Source organism: Actinoplanes hulinensis (assembly GCF_019429605.1).
GTDB lineage: Bacteria > Actinomycetota > Actinomycetes > Mycobacteriales > Micromonosporaceae > Actinoplanes > Actinoplanes campanulatus.
Genome location: NZ_JAHXZI010000012.1, coordinates 197,928 through 216,462 on the forward strand (window position 1 = coordinate 197,928; position 18,535 = coordinate 216,462).

At 72.3% G+C, this 18,535-nt stretch carries 17 protein-coding genes; 9 read left to right on the plus strand and 8 right to left on the minus strand.

All coding sequences use genetic code 11. From position 1 onward, the window contains the following. Positions 1-15 precede the first annotated feature (15 nt). Positions 16-1,041 (plus strand): aspartate-semialdehyde dehydrogenase, encoded by a 1,026-nt coding sequence (locus tag KZ829_RS23580; RefSeq protein WP_220146087.1) that lies wholly within the window; start codon positions 16-18, stop codon positions 1,039-1,041. Between the two features lie 133 nt (positions 1,042-1,174). After that, a complete protein-coding gene (locus KZ829_RS23585) occupies positions 1,175-1,381 on the plus strand; it encodes a hypothetical protein (protein WP_183226098.1) in 207 nt (68 codons plus the stop codon). Between the two features lie 27 nt (positions 1,382-1,408). On the opposite strand, the gene KZ829_RS23590 is transcribed toward KZ829_RS23585, so the two are convergent. Then, on the minus strand, positions 1,409-1,837 hold the full coding sequence (locus tag KZ829_RS23590) for a hypothetical protein (protein WP_220146088.1): 429 nt from the start codon (positions 1,835-1,837) through the stop codon (positions 1,409-1,411). On the opposite strand from KZ829_RS23590, the gene KZ829_RS23595 reads away from it, so the two are divergent. Together KZ829_RS23595 and KZ829_RS23600 are read left to right on the plus strand one after the other, a co-directional pair. Next, a complete protein-coding gene (locus tag KZ829_RS23595) occupies positions 1,815-4,505 on the plus strand; it encodes a hypothetical protein (RefSeq protein ID WP_220146089.1) in 2,691 nt (896 codons plus the stop codon). The genes KZ829_RS23590 and KZ829_RS23595 overlap by 23 nt on opposite strands. A gap of 173 nt (positions 4,506-4,678) precedes the next feature. Then, positions 4,679-6,217: an RNB domain-containing ribonuclease gene (locus KZ829_RS23600; RefSeq protein ID WP_220146090.1), complete on the plus strand. Its 1,539-nt coding sequence runs from the start codon at positions 4,679-4,681 to the stop codon at positions 6,215-6,217. Positions 6,218-6,293: 76 nt separating this feature from the next. Here the strand turns inward: KZ829_RS23600 and panB are convergent, their stop codons facing one another. Both panB and KZ829_RS23610 read right to left on the minus strand, forming a co-directional pair. Beyond that, complete coding sequence (gene panB, locus KZ829_RS23605) at positions 6,294-7,124, minus strand: 3-methyl-2-oxobutanoate hydroxymethyltransferase (RefSeq protein WP_183226094.1); 831 nt, start codon at positions 7,122-7,124, stop codon at positions 6,294-6,296. Between the two features lie 100 nt (positions 7,125-7,224). Continuing rightward, positions 7,225-8,973, minus strand: a complete 1,749-nt coding sequence (locus KZ829_RS23610; protein ID WP_220146091.1) for an NAD+ synthase — start codon at positions 8,971-8,973, stop codon at positions 7,225-7,227. 112 nt (positions 8,974-9,085) lie between these two features. Between KZ829_RS23610 and KZ829_RS23615 the strand changes: the two genes are divergently transcribed. Then, on the plus strand, positions 9,086-10,438 hold the full coding sequence (locus tag KZ829_RS23615) for a glutamine synthetase family protein (RefSeq protein ID WP_220146092.1): 1,353 nt from the start codon (positions 9,086-9,088) through the stop codon (positions 10,436-10,438). Between the two features lie 201 nt (positions 10,439-10,639). Here the strand turns inward: KZ829_RS23615 and KZ829_RS23620 are convergent, their stop codons facing one another. Together KZ829_RS23620 and KZ829_RS23625 are read right to left on the minus strand one after the other, a co-directional pair. Further along, positions 10,640-11,362, minus strand: coding sequence for a hypothetical protein (locus KZ829_RS23620; RefSeq protein ID WP_220146093.1), 723 nt, complete (start codon positions 11,360-11,362; stop codon positions 10,640-10,642). Then, positions 11,359-11,994, minus strand: a complete 636-nt coding sequence (locus tag KZ829_RS23625) for an RNA polymerase sigma factor (protein ID WP_220146094.1) — start codon at positions 11,992-11,994, stop codon at positions 11,359-11,361. The genes KZ829_RS23620 and KZ829_RS23625 overlap by 4 nt, the downstream gene beginning before the upstream one ends. Before the next feature lie 167 nt (positions 11,995-12,161). Between KZ829_RS23625 and KZ829_RS23630 the strand changes: the two genes are divergently transcribed. Beyond that, positions 12,162-12,587: a DUF350 domain-containing protein gene (locus tag KZ829_RS23630; protein WP_183226089.1), complete on the plus strand. Its 426-nt coding sequence runs from the start codon at positions 12,162-12,164 to the stop codon at positions 12,585-12,587. Here the strand turns inward: KZ829_RS23630 and KZ829_RS23635 are convergent. Next, complete coding sequence (locus KZ829_RS23635; protein ID WP_220146095.1) at positions 12,532-12,810, minus strand: hypothetical protein; 279 nt, start codon at positions 12,808-12,810, stop codon at positions 12,532-12,534. The genes KZ829_RS23630 and KZ829_RS23635 overlap by 56 nt on opposite strands. 56 nt (positions 12,811-12,866) lie before the next feature. Here KZ829_RS23635 and KZ829_RS23640 point away from each other — a divergent pair, with 56 nt between their 5' ends. Next, complete coding sequence (locus KZ829_RS23640) at positions 12,867-13,583, plus strand: helix-turn-helix transcriptional regulator (protein WP_220146096.1); 717 nt, start codon at positions 12,867-12,869, stop codon at positions 13,581-13,583. Here KZ829_RS23640 and KZ829_RS23645 read toward each other — a convergent pair. Beyond that, positions 13,564-13,926 (minus strand): VOC family protein, encoded by a 363-nt coding sequence (locus KZ829_RS23645; RefSeq protein WP_220146097.1) that lies wholly within the window; start codon positions 13,924-13,926, stop codon positions 13,564-13,566. The genes KZ829_RS23640 and KZ829_RS23645 overlap by 20 nt on opposite strands. Positions 13,927-14,032: 106 nt before the next feature. Between KZ829_RS23645 and KZ829_RS23650 the strand changes: the two genes are divergently transcribed. Then, entirely contained in the window at positions 14,033-14,818 is a 786-nt protein-coding gene (locus tag KZ829_RS23650; protein WP_220146098.1) for a type 1 glutamine amidotransferase, read from the plus strand. Then, positions 14,818-17,769 (plus strand): bifunctional [glutamine synthetase] adenylyltransferase/[glutamine synthetase]-adenylyl-L-tyrosine phosphorylase, encoded by a 2,952-nt coding sequence (locus KZ829_RS23655; RefSeq protein WP_220146099.1) that lies wholly within the window; start codon positions 14,818-14,820, stop codon positions 17,767-17,769. Before KZ829_RS23650 ends, KZ829_RS23655 begins: the two co-directional genes overlap by 1 nt. Here the strand turns inward: KZ829_RS23655 and KZ829_RS23660 are convergent, their stop codons facing one another. After that, positions 17,770-18,510: a hypothetical protein gene (locus tag KZ829_RS23660; protein ID WP_220146100.1), complete on the minus strand. Its 741-nt coding sequence runs from the start codon at positions 18,508-18,510 to the stop codon at positions 17,770-17,772. Between the last annotated feature and the right edge of the window lie 25 nt (positions 18,511-18,535).

Genomic DNA, 18,535 nt, shown 5'->3' on the forward strand with positions numbered 1-18,535 from the left:
CGTATTTTGGTGGCCATGAGGATCGGTATCGTCGGCGCGACGGGTCAGGTCGGTGGCGTCATGCGCCGCATTTTGGCCGAGCGCGAGTTCCCTGTTACCCAGCTTCGGCTCTTCGCCTCCGCGCGGAGCGCGGGCCGCACGATTCCGTGGGGCGACGGCGAGGTGACCGTCGAGGACACCGCCACGGCAGACTACTCCGGCCTCGACATCGTGCTCTTCTCCGCGGGCAAGGGCGGCTCGAAGGAGTTCGCGCCGCGCTTCGCCGAGGCGGGCGCCGTCATCGTCGACAACTCGTCGGCGTACCGGATGGATCCGGACGTCCCGCTCGTCGTCGCCGAGGTCAACCCCGGCGCCGCCCGCGTCCGCCCGAAGGGCATCATCGCCAACCCCAACTGCACCACCATGGCCGCCATGCCGGTGCTGCGGCCGCTGCACGACGAGGCCGGGCTGGTGTCCTTCATCGCCACCACCTACCAGGCGGTCGGCGGCGCCGGCCTCGCCGGTGTGGCCGAGCTCGACGAGCAGATCAAGAAGGTCGCCGACCGGGCCACCGAGCTCACCCACGACGGCTCGGCGGTCGAGTTCCCCGAGTCCAAGGTCTTCCCGAAGCCGATCGCGTTCAACGTGATCCCGCAGGCCGGCTCGTTCGTCGACGACGGCAGCTTCGAGACCGACGAGGAGCAGAAGCTCCGCAACGAGAGCCGCAAGATCCTGGATCTGCCCGGGCTGCTGGTCTCCGGCACCTGCGTGCGCGTCCCGGTCTTCACCGGGCACTCCATCCAGGTGAACGCCCGGTTCGAGCGGCCGCTCAGCGTCTCCCGCGCACGGGAGATCCTGGCCGCCGCGGCCGGCGTCGAGCTTTCCGACGTGCCCACCCCGCTCCAGGCGGCCGGTCGCGATCCGTCCTACGTGGGCCGTTTCCGGGTCGACCCCACCGCGGAGAACGGTCTGTCGTTCTTCATCTCCAACGACAACCTGCGCAAGGGCGCCGCGCTCAACGCCGTCCAGATCGCCGAGCTGGTCGCCGCCGAGCTTCGCTGACGACCCACTTCTCGCGAACCGCACCGCCCCGGCCGAACACTCGGCCGGGGCGGTCTTTCTTCCACAATGGAAATCCGGGGACATTTTGCCCGAATCGGTAGCGCTTGGCCGGTTTTAGCGGCACAGTGATGGAATGAACGACAGTGGGCTGGGCGGATCAGGCTACTTCTGGTGCCTCCGCGACCACCGGGTGGAGAGCGGCGACGACGTGTGCCCCGCTCAATACCGGCTCGGTCCCTACGCCACGGCTGACGAAGCGACGCGGGCACTCGAGACGGTCGAGAAGCGCAATGCCGAGTGGGATGCCGAGGACGCCCGCTGGACAGGGGAAGCCAGCTGACGTCAAGCGCCGTATCGGCGTCTGCAGTCATTCCGCAAGGAGGAACACCTCGATGCCCGCTGCCAAAAAAGCCTCAAACCCCAGACCCCCATCCGGTACGGGCAATCGCACAGCCACCGGCACCACCCGATCCACGCAGGCACCCCGGTCCGCGGTGGCCGCGGGTTCCGCTCGGGCGGCGAAGGGCGCGGTCGCGGCGAGCAGCACCGTGTCGGCGCGGGCGGTCACCGCTCGCGCCACGATCACGACCCCGGTTGCTCGGCCGGCCGCCGCGGCGGGAAAGACGCCGGGGGCGAAGAGCGCGGCCGAGGCGTCCGGAGCCGAGAACACCGGCACGGCCAAGACACGTGCGACGAAGAACGCCGGCGGGGGCAAGGCGGTCGTGGCCAGGATTCCCGGCGTGGGGAAGACGCCCGGAACCAAGGGCGCCGGCGTGGCGAAGACGGTCGCGGGCAAGGGTGCCGGCACGAGGAAAGTGGTTGCCGCCAAGGGCACCGGCTCAGGGAAGACGACGGGTACGCGGCGGGTCGCCGCCGCTCTGGGCAACATCCCGAAGAACCAGGTGACCGTTTCCACGGGCATTGACGAGGAACACTCGGAGGATCCGGCACGCGGCCAAGGCGACGTGCCGGTCGATGAGGTGCCGTTCGTCGGCGACTGGTTCCGGCCGGATCGTGGCCCCGCCCAGCCGGCCCGGACCTCCGACCAGTGGGGCGCCGACCGGCCCGACCTGGAGGCGCTCGACACCGAGACCACACCGGGCCGAACCGAACCCGGCACCGCCGCCGGCTCCGGGCGAACCGGACCTGGCACCGAACCCGGCTCCGGGCGAACCGGGCTCGGCACCGAGGACGATTCCGACGGCGGGACCGGGGGTGCCGCGGGCAGCGGTTCTGCCGGGCCCACCGATCCGCGGGTCTCCAGCGCGGACGCGAGAGAACTCAGCCCCGCCCACCGGGCCGATGACGAGTTCGAGGATTGGGACGACGACGCCCTCACCCCGGCGGCGGACGCCGCCTCCGAACTCGCTGAGGTGACGGACCGGCCGGTCATCGAGCCGGCTGCCGGCAGGCAGGCCGGAACGGCAGCTGGACTGCGGTCCGGCAAGAGCCCGGCCGCGATGACCGCCGGGAACCTGAACGGCAAGGCGAGCCCCGCCGGGACCGAGGCGGCCGAGCGCGGGGAATTCGAGGAGGCGCCCGGTTCCCCGGCATCCGGGTCGGCGGTCGGCACGGCCACCCCGGCAAAGAAGGCGGGGACCAGAGCAGCCGGGGCAGGAACCAAGTCTGCGGCCAAGTCGGCTGCGGCCAAGGCGACTGCCGCCAAGGCGACTGCCGCCAAGGCGACTGCCACCAAGGCGACTGCCACCAAGACGGCAGCCACCAAGGCGACCGCGACCAAGACGGCAGCCACCAAGGCGACCGCGACCAAGACGGCAGCCGCCAAGACGGCAGCCAAGTCCGTTGCCAAGAAGGCGGCTGGAGCAGCCAAGACGACCGGTGCCAAGACGGCCGGGACAACGACGACCAAGAAGGTTGGTGCGGTGAAGGCCGCTCCGGCCAGGGGAAGAGCGGCTGTCGAGGCGACCCCGGCAAAGGCTGCCAAGGCCACGAAGAAGGCCACATCCGTCAAGGCCACCCCCGCCAAGACGACACCGGCTAAGGCGACCGCCGCGAAGACCGCGGCCAAGAAATCCACGGCGGCGAAGTCGGCCACCACGAAGTCCACAGCGGCCAAGACCGCGGGCACCAAAGCTACAGCGGCCAAGGCCGGCGGTGCGAGGACCACCGCGGCGAAGGCCGGCGCGAAGGCCATTGCGGTGAAGGCTGGTGCGAAGGCGACCGCGGTGAAGGCCGGCGCGAAGGCCACTGCGGTGAAGGCTGGTGCGAAGGCCACTGCGGCGAAGGCCGGCGCGAAGGCCACTGCGGTGAAGGCTGGTGCGAAGGCCACTGCGGCGAAGGCCGGCGCGAAGGCCACTGCGGTGAAGGCTGGTGCGAAGGCCACTGGGGCGAAGGCGGCTGGTATTAAAGCCAGCGCGGTGAAAGCTGGTGCTAAAGCCACGGGGGCGAAGGCGATTGGTGCCAAAGCTCCTGCGGCCAAGGCCGCTGGCGCGACGGCCGCCGGAACCAGAACGGCCGGGGCGAAAGCCACTGCGGCGAAGGCTGCTGGGACGAAACGGGCCGCGATCGGGACCGCTGGAGCGAAAGCCAGCGGGTCTCAGACGGCGGGTGCCAAGACGGCGGTAGGCACCAAAGCCAGCGGGGCGAGGGCAACTGGGGCGAAGGCCGCTCCGGCCAAGTCGACCGCCGCCAAGTCGACCGCCGCCAAGTCGACCGCCGCCAAGTCGACCGCCGCCAAGTCGACGGCCGCGAGGTCAACGGCCAAGGCGACGGCTGCCAAAGCAACGGCGACCAAGTCGACGGCAGCTAAGTCAGCGGCGGCTAAAGCGGCGGCCGTCAAATCGACTGCCGCCAAAGCGACCGCGAGTAAGGCGGCGGCCAAGACGACTGCGAGTAAGGCGGCGGCCAAGACGACGGCGGGCAAAGCGGCCAAGACCACCGGGGTGAAGGCGACGGCGAGCAAGGGCGTCAAGGCCACCGGAGTGAAGGCGACGGCGGGCAAGGCCGGTGGCACGACTGGTTCCGGGAGGTCGGCGGCGGCCAAGACCGCGGCCGCGAAGGTGTCGGCGGGCGGAGTGGCGACGGCCCGGACAGCCGGTACCAAGGCCGTCGCCGGGAAGTCGGCGGCACGATCCTCCACCCGGGCAGGAGCGGCCACGACCGGGGGAGCGGTGACGGCAGGTCGCTCCGCCGGTGCGAAGGCCACAGCCGCGAAGGCCACAGCCGCGAAGGCCACAGCCGCGAAGGCCACAGCCGCGAAGGCCACGACCGCGAAGGCCACGACCGCGAAGGCCACGACCGCGAAGGCCGCCAAGAGGATCAACGGATCGGGTACGACCGGAGCGGGCCGTGCTACCGGTAACGCGGCCAAGGCGACGCGGGTGTCGCGCACTTCCGGGGCCAACTCGGTGGCGGACGGCGCCCCCGGTGGTGGCCGGAGCGCTCGCAACACAGCCAAGGCCGTACCGGTGACAGCCTCGCGAGCGGCCACCCGCCGCCGGTGAGTGAAAGCGGGCCACGCCGATCGGCGTGGCCCGCGCCGTTCCGGCCCGCTGCCCGGGGAGTGATGGGCGGTGGGTGGGATGGGGACGGTGGGGGTATGCCTTGGCGGGGCTTCGTCGTCGTGGGGGAGCGATGGAGCCGGGCTTGAGGATCGCCGGCCTGATAGGAATGTCGCGTGCCGATCAAAGTGGTGGTGGCTCCGCAGATCGACTTCTCGGGGCTGCGGCGGGAGCTGGGGTTGCCGGGTGAGTTCCCGGCGGCGGTGCTGTCCGAGGCTGAGGAGAGCGCGCGGGTCACGCCGCTGCCGGGGGTGGACCGGACCGGGGTGGAGTTCGTGACTCTCGATCCGGCGTCTTCCCGGGATCTCGATCAGGCGGTTCATCTGAGCCGGCGGGCCGGGGGCGGCTATCGGGTGCGGTATGCGATCGCCGATGTGGCGGCGTATGTGCGGCCCGGTGGCGTGCTGGAGGCGGAGAGCTGGGCTCGGGGGCAGACCGTCTATCTGCCGGACGGGCGGATTCCGCTGCACCCGCCGGTGCTCAGCGAGGGCGCGGTGAGCCTGCTGCCGGACGGGGACCGGGCGGCCGTGGTCTGGACGATCGACCTGGACGGCGACGGGGAGACGGTCGCGGTCGAGGTGGAACGGGCCCGGGTTCGCAGCCGCGCCAAACTGGACTACGAGACGGTGCAGCGGCAGATCGACGCGGGCACCGTGCCGGAGCCGCTGGCGCTGCTGCCGGAGATCGGCACTCTGCTGGCCCGGCGGGCCGCCGAGCGGGGTGCGGTGAATCTGCCGTTGCCCTCGCAGGAGGTGGAGCGGGATGGCGACGGCTGGCGGCTCGTGCTGCTGGCGCCGCTGCCGGTCGAGGAGCACAACGCGCAGATCTCGCTGCTCACCGGTATGGCCGCGGCCCGGATCATGCTGGCCGGTGGGATCGGGCTGCTGCGTACCATGCCGGCGCCGAAACCGGAGGCGGTGCAGACGTTGCGCGCCGCCGCCGGGCCGCTCGGCGTGACGTGGCCGGCCGGCGCCTCGGTGGGTGAGGTGGTGGCGTCGGTGGACCCGTCCGGCCCGCGCGGGGCCGCCTTCCTGGACCAGGCCGCCGACCTGCTGCGCGGCGCCGCCTACACCGCCTTCGGCGCTGACACGCCGTCGACGCCCGGCAGCGGCAGCGGCGTGCGCCCCGAGGCCGGAGACGGTGGGGCGCGGGGTGGGCCGGCGAAGGCCGGAGACGGTGGGGCGCGGGGTGGCCGGGGAGGGGCGGAAGTGCCCGCGGAGACCGGGCACGGCGGGGTGGGTGCGCCGTATGCGCATGTCACGGCGCCGTTGCGACGGCTCGCGGATCGGTATGCCACAGAGATCTGTCTCGCGCTGTACGCCGGAAGGGCTGTCCCGGACTGGGCGATGGAGGCTCTGCCCCGGCTGCCGAAGGCGATGTCGTCCACGGACCGGGTCGCCTCGGCGGCCGACCGGGGCGCGATCGACCTGGCCGAGGCGGTTCTGCTGGAGGGCCGGGTCGGGGAGGTCTTCGAGGCGGCGGTGCTGGACCGGGACGAGCCGTCCGGCAAGCGCCCAGCCGGCGGCACGATCGCGCTGGACGACCCGGCGGTCCGGGCCAAGTGCCTGGGTGACCTGCCGCTCGGCAGCCGGATCGACGTGCGGCTCACCGCGGCCGACCCGGTGACCCGCACGGTCCGTTTCGAGCGCGCGTGACCGGTGGCCCGGCGAGGACAGGACGGGGCCCGCGGCGGAAAGCGCTGCGGACCCCGTACCGGAAAATGGGTTTGATCTAGAAGGTGTGCTCCGCGGCCGGGAATTCGCCGCCACGGACCTCGGCGGCGAATTGTCGCGTGGCCTCGGTGAGGGCGCCGGCCAGGTCGGCGTAGCGCTTGACGAAGCGCGGCGCCTTGCCGGTGCGGAGACCGGCCATGTCCTGCCAGACCAGCACCTGGGCGTCGGTGTCGGGGCCGGCGCCGATGCCGACCGTGGGGATCGGCAGTTCCTTGGTGACCTGCTTGGCGACGTCGCCGGGGACCATCTCCAGGACCACGGCGAAGGCGCCCGCGTCGGCGACCGCGCGGGCGTCGGAGAGGACCTCGGCGCCCTCGTTCTCCCGGCCCTGGACGCGGTAGCCGCCGATGGCGTGCTCACGTTGCGGGGTGAAGCCGATGTGCGCCATCACCGGGATGCCGGCGCCGGTGATCGCCTCGATCTGCGGGGCCATCCGGCGGCCGCCCTCGAGCTTGACGGCGTGGCAGCCGCCCTCCTTCATGAACCGGACGGCGGTGCGCAGGGCCTGGGTGGGGCCCTCCTCGTAGCTGCCGAACGGCAGGTCGCCGACGATCAGGGCGGTCTTGGTGGCCCGGACGACGGCGCGGACCAGCGGCAACAACTCGTCGATGGTGACCGGGACGGTGGTCTCGTACCCGAAGACGTTGTTGGCCGCCGAGTCACCGACGAGCAGGACCGGTACGCCGGACTGGTCGAAGATCTGTGCGGTGTACATGTCGTAGGACGTGAGCATCGGCCAGCGGTCGCCGCGGACCTTGGCGTTGAGCAGGTCGCGGGTGCGGACCCGGCGGGTGGGCGGGCCGCCGTACAGGGTCGGAATCTCCGACATCGTTCAACTCCTCCCTCGAGGCCGCGTGGATGCGGTCCCCGGGTCCGCACATCCTCGCACTTCCCATCCGACCACCCCGCCCCCCGCCCTTAAAAAGGAACTAAAATCCTCGTCCTTCGCGAAACAGGTTGGTAATAGGGAGGCGACGATCACGGCCGAACGCCTTCCCGGAGATCTTGGTGCCCGGGGCGGACTGGCGCCGCTTGTACTCCGCGAGGTCGATCATGCGGAGCGTCCGGTCGACCAGGGCCGGGTCGTTGCCGGCCGCGATCAGCTCGTCGCGGCCCAGGTCGCGGTCCACGTACCCCTTGATGATCGGGTCGAGGATCTCGTAGTCGGGCAGCGAGTCGGAGTCCTTCTGGCCGGGGCGCAGCTCGGCGCTCGGCGCCTTGGTGATCGAGTTCTCCGGGATCGGGGGCGTGCCGGGCTGGGTGTTCCGCCATCGTGCGAGCTGCCACACCATGGTCTTCGGCACATCCTTGAGCGGATTGAACCCGCCGACCGAATCGCCGTAGAGGGTCGAGTAGCCGACCGCCAGCTCGCTCTTGTTCCCGGTCGTCAGGACCAGGTGGCCCTCCTGGTTGGAGAGCGCCATCAGGATCACGCCGCGGACCCGGGCCTGGAGGTTCTCCACCGCGAGGCCGGAGAGCGACATGTTCGCCAGGAAGCCGTCGACCATCGCCTGGATGGGCTCGGTGCGGTAGTCGAGGCCGGTGCGTTTGGCCAGGTCGGCGGCGTCGTCCCGGGAATGGTCCGACGAGTGGCCGCTGGGCAGTGAGACGCCTACCACCCGCTCCGGGCCGAGGGCGTCGACGGCGATGGCGGCGACCACCGCGGAGTCGATGCCGCCGGAGAGGCCGAGGATCACCGAGCGGAAGCGGTTCTTGTCCACGTAGTCGCGCAGGCCCAGGACCAGGGCGGACCAGATCTCGGCCGCGTCCTCGATCCGGCCGGCGATGCCGCCGCTGCGACGTTGGTGCGGAATGTCCGTCCTGAGGGCGATCTCCCGGCGGCCGATCCGCATCCCGTCGCCGTGCTCCGGGGCCGGCGGCCCATCAGCCGCCCGCGGAAGGTCCAGGTCGTGGACCAGCAGCTCCTCGACGAACTGACCGGTACGGGCGAGCAGCTCCCCCTCCGCGGACACGATCATCGAGTCGCCGTCGAAGACCAGCTCGTCCTGTCCGCCGACCATGTTCACGAACGCGACAGTGGCGCCCGCCTCGACCGCCCGCCGCCGGACCAGCGCGAGCCGGACGTCGTCCTTGTTCAGCTCGTACGGCGAGGCGTTGATGTTGACGACCAGCCCGACGCCGGCCCGCCGTGCCGCGGTGAACGGACCGCCGGCCTGCCAGATGTCCTCGCAGACGGTGAGCGCCACGTCCACCCCGCCGAGCCGGACCACGGTGAGCGTGTCGCCGGGTTCGAAATACCGGTCCTCGTCGAAGACGCCGTAGTTGGGCAGGTGGTGCTTGTAGTAGGTGGCCACCACCTCGCCGCGGTGCAGCAGCGCGGACGCGTCCCGCCGGCCGGCACCGGGCTCGGCGTCGGAGCTGATCGCGGCCGGGCCGTCGGCGTCCACGTAGCCGACCACGACTGCCACCTCGCCCAGCCCGTCGGCGGCGAGATCGGCGGCCAGCGATCGCAGCGCCCGCCGGGATGCCTCCACGAACGAGTTGCGGAAGACCAGATCCTCGATGGGGTAGCCGGTCAGCATCATCTCCGGGAACGCCACCAGGTGCGCGCCGGAGCCGGCCGCCTCCCGTGTCCAACGGCGTACCGCGGCCGCGTTTCCGGGGATGTCACCGACTGTCGAGTTCACCTGAGCGAGGGCGATGCGCAGCGTGGGCATGCCCTCATTCTTCCCTCCGAACCGGTGAATGGATCCTGACCCGGGCCGACGTCACAGGGGGCGCGCAGCGTAGTCTCACCTCGATAGGTAGACATCCGGACGAGGGGTGGCAGTGGACCGACAGCAGGAGTTCGTGCTTCGCACGCTCGAGGAGCGCGACATCCGTTTCGTCCGGCTCTGGTTCACCGACGTCCTGGGCACGCTGAAGAGCGTCTCGGTGGCTCCGGCCGAGCTCGAGTCCGCCTTCGAGGAGGGCATCGGCATCGACGGCTCGGCGATCGAGGGCTTCGCCCGGGTCTACGAGTCCGACATGATCGCCATGCCGGATCCCACCACGTTCCAGGTCTTCCCGTTCGAGGGCGGCTCCAGCGGCGAGAGCGCCCGGATGTTCTGCGACATCCTCATGCCGGACGGCAGCGCCGCCTGGGCCGACCCGCGCCACGTGCTGCGCCGCGCCCTGGCCAAGGCCGCTGAGAAGGGCTTCACCTTCTACACCCACCCCGAGGTCGAGTTCTTCCTGATCCAGGACGGGGCGAACGACGGCTCGGTGCCGGTCCCGGTGGACAGCGGCGGCTACTTCGACCACACCACCCACGCGGTGGCCCGCGACTTCCGCCGCCAGGCCGTGCTGGCCCTGGAGCGGATCGGCATCTCGGTCGAGTTCAGCCACCACGAGGTCGCGCCCGGCCAGCAGGAGATCGATCTGCGGTACGCGGACGCCCTCACCACGGCCGACAACATCATGACGTTCCGGCACGTGGTCAAGGAGGTGGCGCTGTCGCAGGGCGTCAAGGCCACCTTCATGCCGAAGCCGTACACCGATCAGCCCGGCTCCGGCATGCACACCCACCTGTCGCTGATGGAGGGCGAGCGCAACGCCTTCTTCGACAGCGAGGACCCGCAGCGGCTGTCCAAGACGGCGCGCGCGTTCATCGCCGGTCTGCTGGTGCACGCCCGGGAGTACACGGCCATCACCAACCAGTGGGTGAACTCCTACAAGCGGCTCTTCCCGCTCCAGCTGCCGGACCGGATCACCGAGTCCCCGGCGTTCGTGAGCTGGGGTCACCTGAACCGGTCGGCGCTGGTCCGGGTGCCGGCGTTCGGCAAGCCCAGCTCGGCCCGGGTCGAGGTCCGGTCGATCGACTCCGCCGCGAACCCGTACCTGGCCTTCGCGGTCATGCTCGGCGCCGGCCTCAAGGGCATCGAGGAGGGGTACGAACTGCCCCCGGGCGCCGAGGACGACGTCTGGTCGCTGTCGCCGGCCGAGCGCAAGGCCGCGGGGTATGACGCCCTCCCGGAGAACCTGTCCGAGGCGATCGAGGTGATGGCCGGCTCCGAGCTGGTCGCCGAGGTGCTCGGCGAGCACGTCTTCGACTTCTTCCTGCGCAACAAGCGCCAGGAGTGGGAGCAGTTCCGCCGCGAGGTCACGCCCTACGAGCGTCAGCGGTACCTGGGCGCGCTCTGAGCCTACGGAACGAGAGAAGGGCCGGGAGTGTGCGCTCCCGGCCCTTCTCTGTAGGCGCCAGACGGCGGCGGTGTCCGAGCCGCCGCCGTCTGGCTGGTGCAGCCGCCGGGCGCAGGGTGGGGGCGACCCATAACCGGCAACTGACCGATAAGGCACCCGGTGGACCGCCCGTTCCCCAGATCCGGTCCACCGGGTGCCGGCTCATTCGCGGCGTGGCCCCATGCCGCCGTGTGTCCTCGGCCGGCTCGGCGGCCTCCGGTCGCGGTCCCAGGTGGGGCGGGTGCTGACCGAACCGCTGGGGCGGGTGTTGACCGAACCGCTGGGCCGGATGCCGCAGAACCCCTCCACCCGGGCACGGTCCTTCTCGCCGGCCTGCCGGACCAGTTCGCGGAAGCGCTCGTCGTCCAGCGCGCGGCGGCGGTTCTCCCGGTCGTGGCGGGTGAACTCGCGGCAGAGGTCGGCGACCCGGTCCGGGCGGGCGCCCGGCGAGCCGGACGACCGGGGGCGGGCCGACGCGGACGGTGTGGGCGGTGTGGGCGGCGTCGGCTTCGGCTCGGGCGCCGCGCTCGGTGAGACGGACGCCGCCGGGGCGCTCACCGGGCCGGGAAGGGTGCTGTTGTTCGCGGCCAGGGCGACCCCGCCGACCGTCGCTGTCGTCGCGAACGCGGCCGCCGCCACCTTGACGGTGAGCAGTTTCGACAACGCCGACCAGAAGACCGGGAACCTGCGGGTGCGCCCGGCGGAGGACGCGGTGGCCGCCCGGAACGCCGCCACGGCGGCGGCCTCACCGGCCAGCTCCCGGGCGGTGGCGGGGGCCTTAGCGGCGGCCAGCACCCGGTCCAGGGACAGCCCGGTCCGGTCGCCGCGCAGCAGGCTCTCCGCGGTCGTCCGGTCCATCGGGATCCACTCCTCGTCGCTGGTCATCTCATCTCCTTCAGCGCCGGGGCTGCCGAAGTCGTCACAGCGGGTTTCCAGGAGGGCGATCGGGGCGGCTCAGGTGGGTGTCGTGGGTCCCGCTGGGCGAGCTTGGCGGCGAGCTGGCGCAGCCCCCGGTACGCGGCGGTCCGGACCGCCCCGGCCCGGCGCCCGAGGATCCGGCCGGTGCTCGTGGCGTCCAGCCCGACGACCACCCGCAGCATCACCGCCTCGGCCATCTCCGGCGGCAGCGACGCGATCAGGGCCACCGCGTCGGCGGTGGTGACCAGCTCCAGGGCCCGGTCGGCGGTGTCGTCACCGGCGCTCATCTGGGCCAGGAACTCGACCGGGACACCGGCCTGCGGCCGGCGTCGCTGGGCGCGCAGCAGATCCATGGCCCGGTGCCGGGCGATCGTCGCGGTCCACCCCCGGAACCCGTCCCAGTCGCCGGAGAACTTCCGCAGGTCCCGGGCGATCTGCAACCACGACTCGGAGGCGACGTCCTCGGCGTCGTCGCCGACCAGCACCCGGAGGTAGCGCACCAGCGCCGGTTGCTGGGCCCGGTAGAGCCGGCGGAACGCCTCCTCGTCCCCGGCCTGCGCCGCGGAGACGACGGCGTCGAGGTCCTCCGATGCCACCATCCAATGACCTCCGAGCCTCTCGTCGGCCACACCCCGGCATGCGGCCTCCTCTGGTACAGCGCCCCCTGACCGAAAAACGTCACCACCATGATCGATACGGCCGATCGACGTGGTCGATCGGCTCCGATACGGTCTGGGTCGACGATTTCGGGACAAGGGAGTTTGCCGTGCTGGAGGAACTGCTCGAGGGCGCCGGGCGCAGCATAGTGTTCGGGCTGATCGGCATCGGGTTGATGGCGGTCGGGTTCGTGTTGATCGATGTGCTCACGCCGGGCAAGCTGCGCGACCTGATCTGGGTGGAGAAGAACCCGAACGCCGCGCTGCTGCTGGCCTCGAATCAGCTCGGCATCGCCGCCATCGTCTTCACCTCGATCTTCACCACGTGGGACTCGTTCGGTGAGGGGCTGGCCTCGACCGCGCTGTTCGGCCTGGTCGGCATCGGCATCATGGGCCTGGCCTTCCTGGTGCTGGACTGGCTGACCCCGGGCAAGCTGGGCGAGGTCATCTGCACCCAGGAGAAGCACCCGGGGGCACTGGTCAGTGCCGCGTCGCACTTCGGCGCCGCGCTGATCGTCTGCGCCTGCATCGCTTGATCCAGGTTCTGTCCGGCGGATCGCCGGACAGAACCTGGCCCGCGTTACGGCCGAAGTCACCGATGGCTTCGGCCATGCCCAGACGACGGATCCGGGGCAGATCCTCCGCGATCGCCCCGGCCGCCATGATCAGTGGGATCGCGGCCGGCTGCGCCACCGCGACCAGATCGAAGAACAGCTCCAGTGTGGACACCCGGATGCCGGCGGACTCGCTCGTCGTCATGCCGGGAGCGTAGGCGAGAACTGTTTCTGTCGTACCCCCGCTCTAGCGTGCGAGGGGTGAACCGAACGGATCGGCTGTACGCGCTCGTCGAGGAGCTGCGGGCGGTGGCGCCCCGCCCGCGCAGCGCCCGCTGGCTGGCGGAGCGCTTCGAGGTCAGCGTGCGCACGGTGGAGCGCGACATCTCGGCACTCCAGCAGTCCGGCACCCCGGTCTACGCCGAGACCGGCCGCACCGGGGGCTACTGCCTGGACCGCTCGCACACGCTGCCCCCGGTCAACCTGACCCCGGAGGAGGCGGTCGCCATGGCCCTCGCCCTGCGCTCGATGGGCGGGACTCCGTTCCGGCAGCCCGCGGCCAGCGCGCTGCGCAAACTGGTCGCCGCCATGCGCCCGGAGGACGTGGCGGCCGCGCGAGCCCTGGCCGGGCGGATCCACCTGGCCGGCGACCCGCCACCGACTCCGATGCCACGGCTGGCCGGCCGGGCCGTCGGCGTGGACCGGGTGCTCCGGATCGGCTATTCCGACCGCCACGGCGCCGTGACCGAGCGGGAGGTGGAGCCGCTCGGCTACGCCGGCATCGGCGACCGTTGGTATCTGATCGCCTGGTGCCGCCTGCGGGACGCGGTGCGGGTGTTCCGGCCGGACCGGATCACCACGGCGACACCGACCCGGGAGGCGGTGCGGCACCGGCCGCTCAGCGAGACCGGCCTGGACATCCCGCACCACCTGTCCCCGTTCAGCCTGACCGGCGATCTCAGCCCGCGGGCGGGGTGAAGATCTGGAACTGATTGCCCGACGGGTCGAGCACATGGGCGAGGGTCAGCCCGTCCGCCGTGGTCCGCTTCACCAGCACCTTGCCGCCGGCCGCCTCGGCCTGCCGGCAGGTGGCCTCGGTGTCGGCCACCACCACCGAGAAGACCGCGTGGCTCGGGCCCCCGGTGCTCGCCAGACCGCCCTGGAGGCCGCCCTCACCCGGCGTGGTGATGATCCGGTAGGCGGCGCCGGCCGTCTCGTCGTCGGCGAAGGTCCATCCGAACAGCTCGCCGTAGAACCGCTCGGCCGCCGCCGGCTGGTCGGTGCCGATCTGGAACCACCCGATCTGGTTGACCGCTGTCATCGTCTTCTCCTAGGAACTCGTGGTCGGAACTAGGGACCACTCTGGTGAAGCGTCCCGACAACGTCCTGTCGGTGTTTCCGCGGGCGGCAACGGTTAGCCTCGACGGGTGGCCACCGCTCTAGTCATCGAGAACGACCCCAGTGACGACGCCCGGCGCCTCGGCGACTGGCTGACCGAAGCCGGCCTGGAGCTCACCGTGCTCCGGCCGCACGCCGGTGACGAGCTTCCCGAGACGCTCGACGGCTATCTCGCCCTGATCGTGCTGGGTGGCGAGCAGAACGCCTACCCGGCGGCCGACGGCACCCCCGGCGCCCCCTGGTTCCCGGCCCTGGAGGGGCTGCTGCGCAAGGGGGTCCGGCACCGGGTGCCGACGCTCGGCGTGTGCCTCGGCGGGCAGCTGCTGGCCATCGCGCACGGCGGCCACGTCGAGCGCGGCACGGCCGGGCCGGAGATCGGTCCCGGGCTGGTCGGCAAACGCGACGCCGCCGACAACGACCCGCTGTTCAAGTGGGTGCCGCTGCTGCCCGACGTGACCCAGTGGCACCGTGACGAGATCACCGAGCTGCCGCTGAACGCGACCCTGCTGGCCGCCTCCTCCCGCTACCCGAACCAGGCGTTCCGGATCGGTGACCGGGCCTGGGGCCTGCAGTTCCACATCGAGTGCGACGCCGACATGATCGCCGACTGGGTGCGCGCGGACAGCGCCACCCTGGCCGAGCTCGGCTACGACCCGGAGGCCGTGGTGCTGGCCACCGCCGGGTCGCTCGCCGACGTGGAGGAGGTCTGGCAGCCGTTCGCGGTCCGCTTCGCCTCCCTGGCGCTCGGCACCCTGCCCGACGCCGACATCCCGAACCAGGTCGTCGGCCGGACCCTGCCACTGCTGGAGCAGTGATGACCAGGCCCACCCGCCTGGCCCGGTACGGGTTCGCCGACAACGGCGCCCGGGCCACCGACCTGCTCGGCCCGCAGGGGCTGCGGCTGTGGGACACCGAGGCGCAGGCGCCGGTCGACGAGCGGGCCGCCGGGCTGCTCGAGGCGCTCTCCAAGGCCGCCGACCCGAACCTCGCGCTGCGCCAGCTGCACCGCATCGTCGAGTCGGTGGAGCGGCGCGGCGACGACCCCGGCGAGCTGCTCGGGGCGCTGGCCGACGACCACGGTCTGCGGCGGCGGCTGCTCGCCGTGCTGGGAGCGTCGTCCACCCTCGGGGACCTGTTGGTGGCGAACCCGGGGGAGTGGCTGACGCTGGCCACCGGGACGAGCGGCGGGCCACCGGACGCCGACGGAGGGCTGGCCGACTTCACGGAGCTGACCGTTCCGGCACTGCGTACCGCGTACCGGATCTCGCTTCTGAGAATCGCGGCAGCCGACCTGACCGGCGGCAGAGGGCTGGAACCCACCATGGCCGCCCTCTCCCGCCTGGCCGATGAGACGCTGGCCGCCGCCTACGCGATCGCGGTGGCCGCCCTGCCGGAGAGCGTGGCGGAGCCGCGTCTCGCGGTCGTCGCGATGGGCAAGTGCGGCGGCAACGAGCTGAACTACGTCTCCGACGTCGACGTGATCTTCGTGGCGGCGGGTGACGAGGACCTGAGCGCCGGAACCACGATCGCCGCCCGGATCATCGAGATCGGCGGCCAGGTGGCCTGGCCGGTCGACGCCGCGCTGCGCCCGGAGGGCAGTCGCGGCCCGCTCGTGCGCACCCTCGCCAGCCATCAGGCCTACTACCGGCGCTGGGCCCGGACGTGGGAGTTCCAGGCGCTGCTCAAGGTCCGTCCGGCGGCCGGCGATCTGGCCCTGGCGCAGGAGTGGATCGCCGATCTGGCGCCGCTGGTCTGGCACGCGGCCGAGCGGCCCGAGGCGGTTCCCGACGTCCGCGACATGCGCCGCAAGATCATCGACAACGTGCCGAAGAAGGAACTGGACCGGGAGATCAAACGCGGTCCGGGCGGGCTTCGTGACATCGAGTTCGCGGTGCAGCTGCTCCAGCTCGTGCACGGCCGGGTGGACGAGACGTTGCGCGGCGGCGGCACGCTCCCGGCGCTGCGCGCCCTGGTCGCCGGCGGCTACGTGGGCCGCGAGGACGGCGAGACGCTGCTGCGCGGCTACCGGTTCCTGCGCGGCGTCGAACACCGACTGCAACTGCAGAACCTTCGGCGTACGCACACCGTGCCGGACGATCCGGACGGGCTGCGCTGGCTCGCGGCCGCCCTCGGGTACACCGCCGTGCCCGGCCGGGACGCCGTCGAGGCCTTCCGGTCCGACTGGGTGGGGCACGCCGCCAACGTCCGCCGCCTGCACGTCAAGCTGCTCTACCGGCCACTGCTGGAGGCGGTCGCCCGGGTGCCCGCCGAGGAGCTGCGGATGACCCCGGAGTCGGCCCGCCGCCGGCTGGAGATCCTCGGGTTCGCCGACCCGGCCGCCGCGCTGCGTCACCTGGAAGCGCTGACCGGCGGCGTGACCCGCACCTCGGCGATCCAGCGCACCCTGCTGCCGATGCTGCTCCAGGACTTCGCCGACGCCCCGGAACCCGACCGTGGCCTCCTCAACTACCGGCAGGTGTCGGACAAACTGGGCAGCACGCCGTGGTATCTGCGACTGCTGCGCGACGGCGGCCCGGTGGCCCGCCGCCTGGCCCGGGTGCTGAGCCTCTCCCGGTACGCCACCGACCTGCTCACCCGCGACCCGGAGGCGCTGCGACTGCTCGCCGAGGACACCGAGCTCCAGCCCCGGCCGCGGGAGACGCTGCTGGACGGGTTCGCGGCGGCCGGCGACCGGCACACCGACCCGGTGAACGCCATCGGCGCGGTCCGCGCGCTGCGCCGCCGGGAACTGTTCCGGCTGGCCAGCGCGGACATCCTGAGCCATGGCGGAGACCTGGCCCCGGACCGCCCGCTCGGCGTCGACGCCATCGGGGTGGCACTCTCCGACGTCACCGACGCCACCCTGAACGCGGCGCTGCGGATCGCCCGGCGCGCCAAACCCGGCCCGGACGGGCTGCGGTTCGCGGTCATCGGCATGGGCCGGCTCGGCGGGTACGAGATGAGCTACCCCTCCGACGCCGACGTGCTGTTCGTCTACGAGCCGCCGGCCGGCTGTCCCGAGGGGGAGGCCAGCGCCGCGGCGCACGCCATCGCCGAGGAGATGCGCCGGCTGCTCAACGCACCCGCCCCGGATCCGGCCCTGGGCGTCGACGCCGACCTGCGCCCGGAGGGCCGGCAGGGCCCGCTGGTGCGCAGCCTCCAGGCCTACCGGCAGTACTACGACCGCTGGTCGAAGGTGTGGGAGGCGCAGGCGCTGCTGCGAGCCCGGTTCGTCTGCGGCGACGTGGAGCTGGGGCAGCGGTTCGAGGCGCTGGCCGACCGGATGCGCTACCCGTCCGGCGGCCTCACCCGCGAGCAGGTGGTCGAGATCCGCCGGATCAAGGCCCGGGTGGAGACCGAGCGGCTGCCCCGCGGCGCCGACCCGAACACGCACACCAAACTCGGCCGGGGCGGTCTCTCCGACGTCGAGTGGGCTGTCCAGCTCACCCAGCTGCGGTACGCCCACGACCTGCCCGGGCTGCGTCGCACCCGGACCCTGGAGGCGCTGTCCGAGGCCGCCGGGGCGGACCTGGTCAGCGAGTCCGACGCGGCCGAGATGGCGGCCGGCTGGACGCTGGCGGCCCAGGTCCGCAACGCCCTCACCCTGGTTCGCGGCCGCCCCACCGACCAGCTGCCCCGGCACGGGGTCGAGTTGGCGGGCGCGGTGCTCCTGCTGGGCGGCGGCGACCCGGGTGAGTTCGTGGACCGGTACCTACGGTTGACCCGGCGGTCCCGGGCCGCGATGGAGCGGGTGCTGGAGTCCTGATCAGCACGGCTCGTTGGTGGCGTCCCCGCGCAGCATGCGGTAGGTGTTCCCGGCGGTGCTGAGCACGTAGACGGCCCGCCACCGGGTGCAGGTCTCGTCGAGCCGTTCCGGTGGCCCGTGCCCGTCCTCCTGCTCGCTGCGGAAGGTCACCTCGGCCCGCAGCCGCCCGGACGCCGCCTCGGCCAGCCGGACCAGGACGACGTCCGAGTCCCGGGTCGTCGACGTGCCCTCGGCGAACGCCGCCATCTGCCGGGCGTCCGCCGGGTCGATCTCACCGGCCGGGTCGAGCACCCCGGCGACGGCCCGGTAGTCCCGTTCGTTGATCCCGGTGAAGTACGTCTCCAGCATGTCCGCGACGTCGCCGGCCCGCGGATCGGTGACCGCCGCGGCCACGGTGACCAGGTCCACCGTGTCGTCCTCCAGGATCGGGGTGGTCGGCGCGGCGCTCGGAACCGGTGCGGCCCGTGGGGCGGGACGGTCCGGGCCCAGCAACCGAGGTCCGCCCAGGACGGCGGCCGTCACCAGCGCCGCGATCAGGACGGCGATCGGCAGAGCGGGAATCAGCCGGCTACGGGCCGGCGGCCCGTTCGGCTCCGGATCGGCCGGTTCCGGAATCCAGATCGGCGGTGGTTCGGGCGGCTCCCAGATGGCCGCCCGCGGCGCCGGGCGGGGACGGTGACAGACCGCGCACTCGTCCGGCGTGCCGGTGTTCCGTTCCCCGCAGTCGATACAGACCCACATGCATCTGCCAACGAGCCCGGCCCAT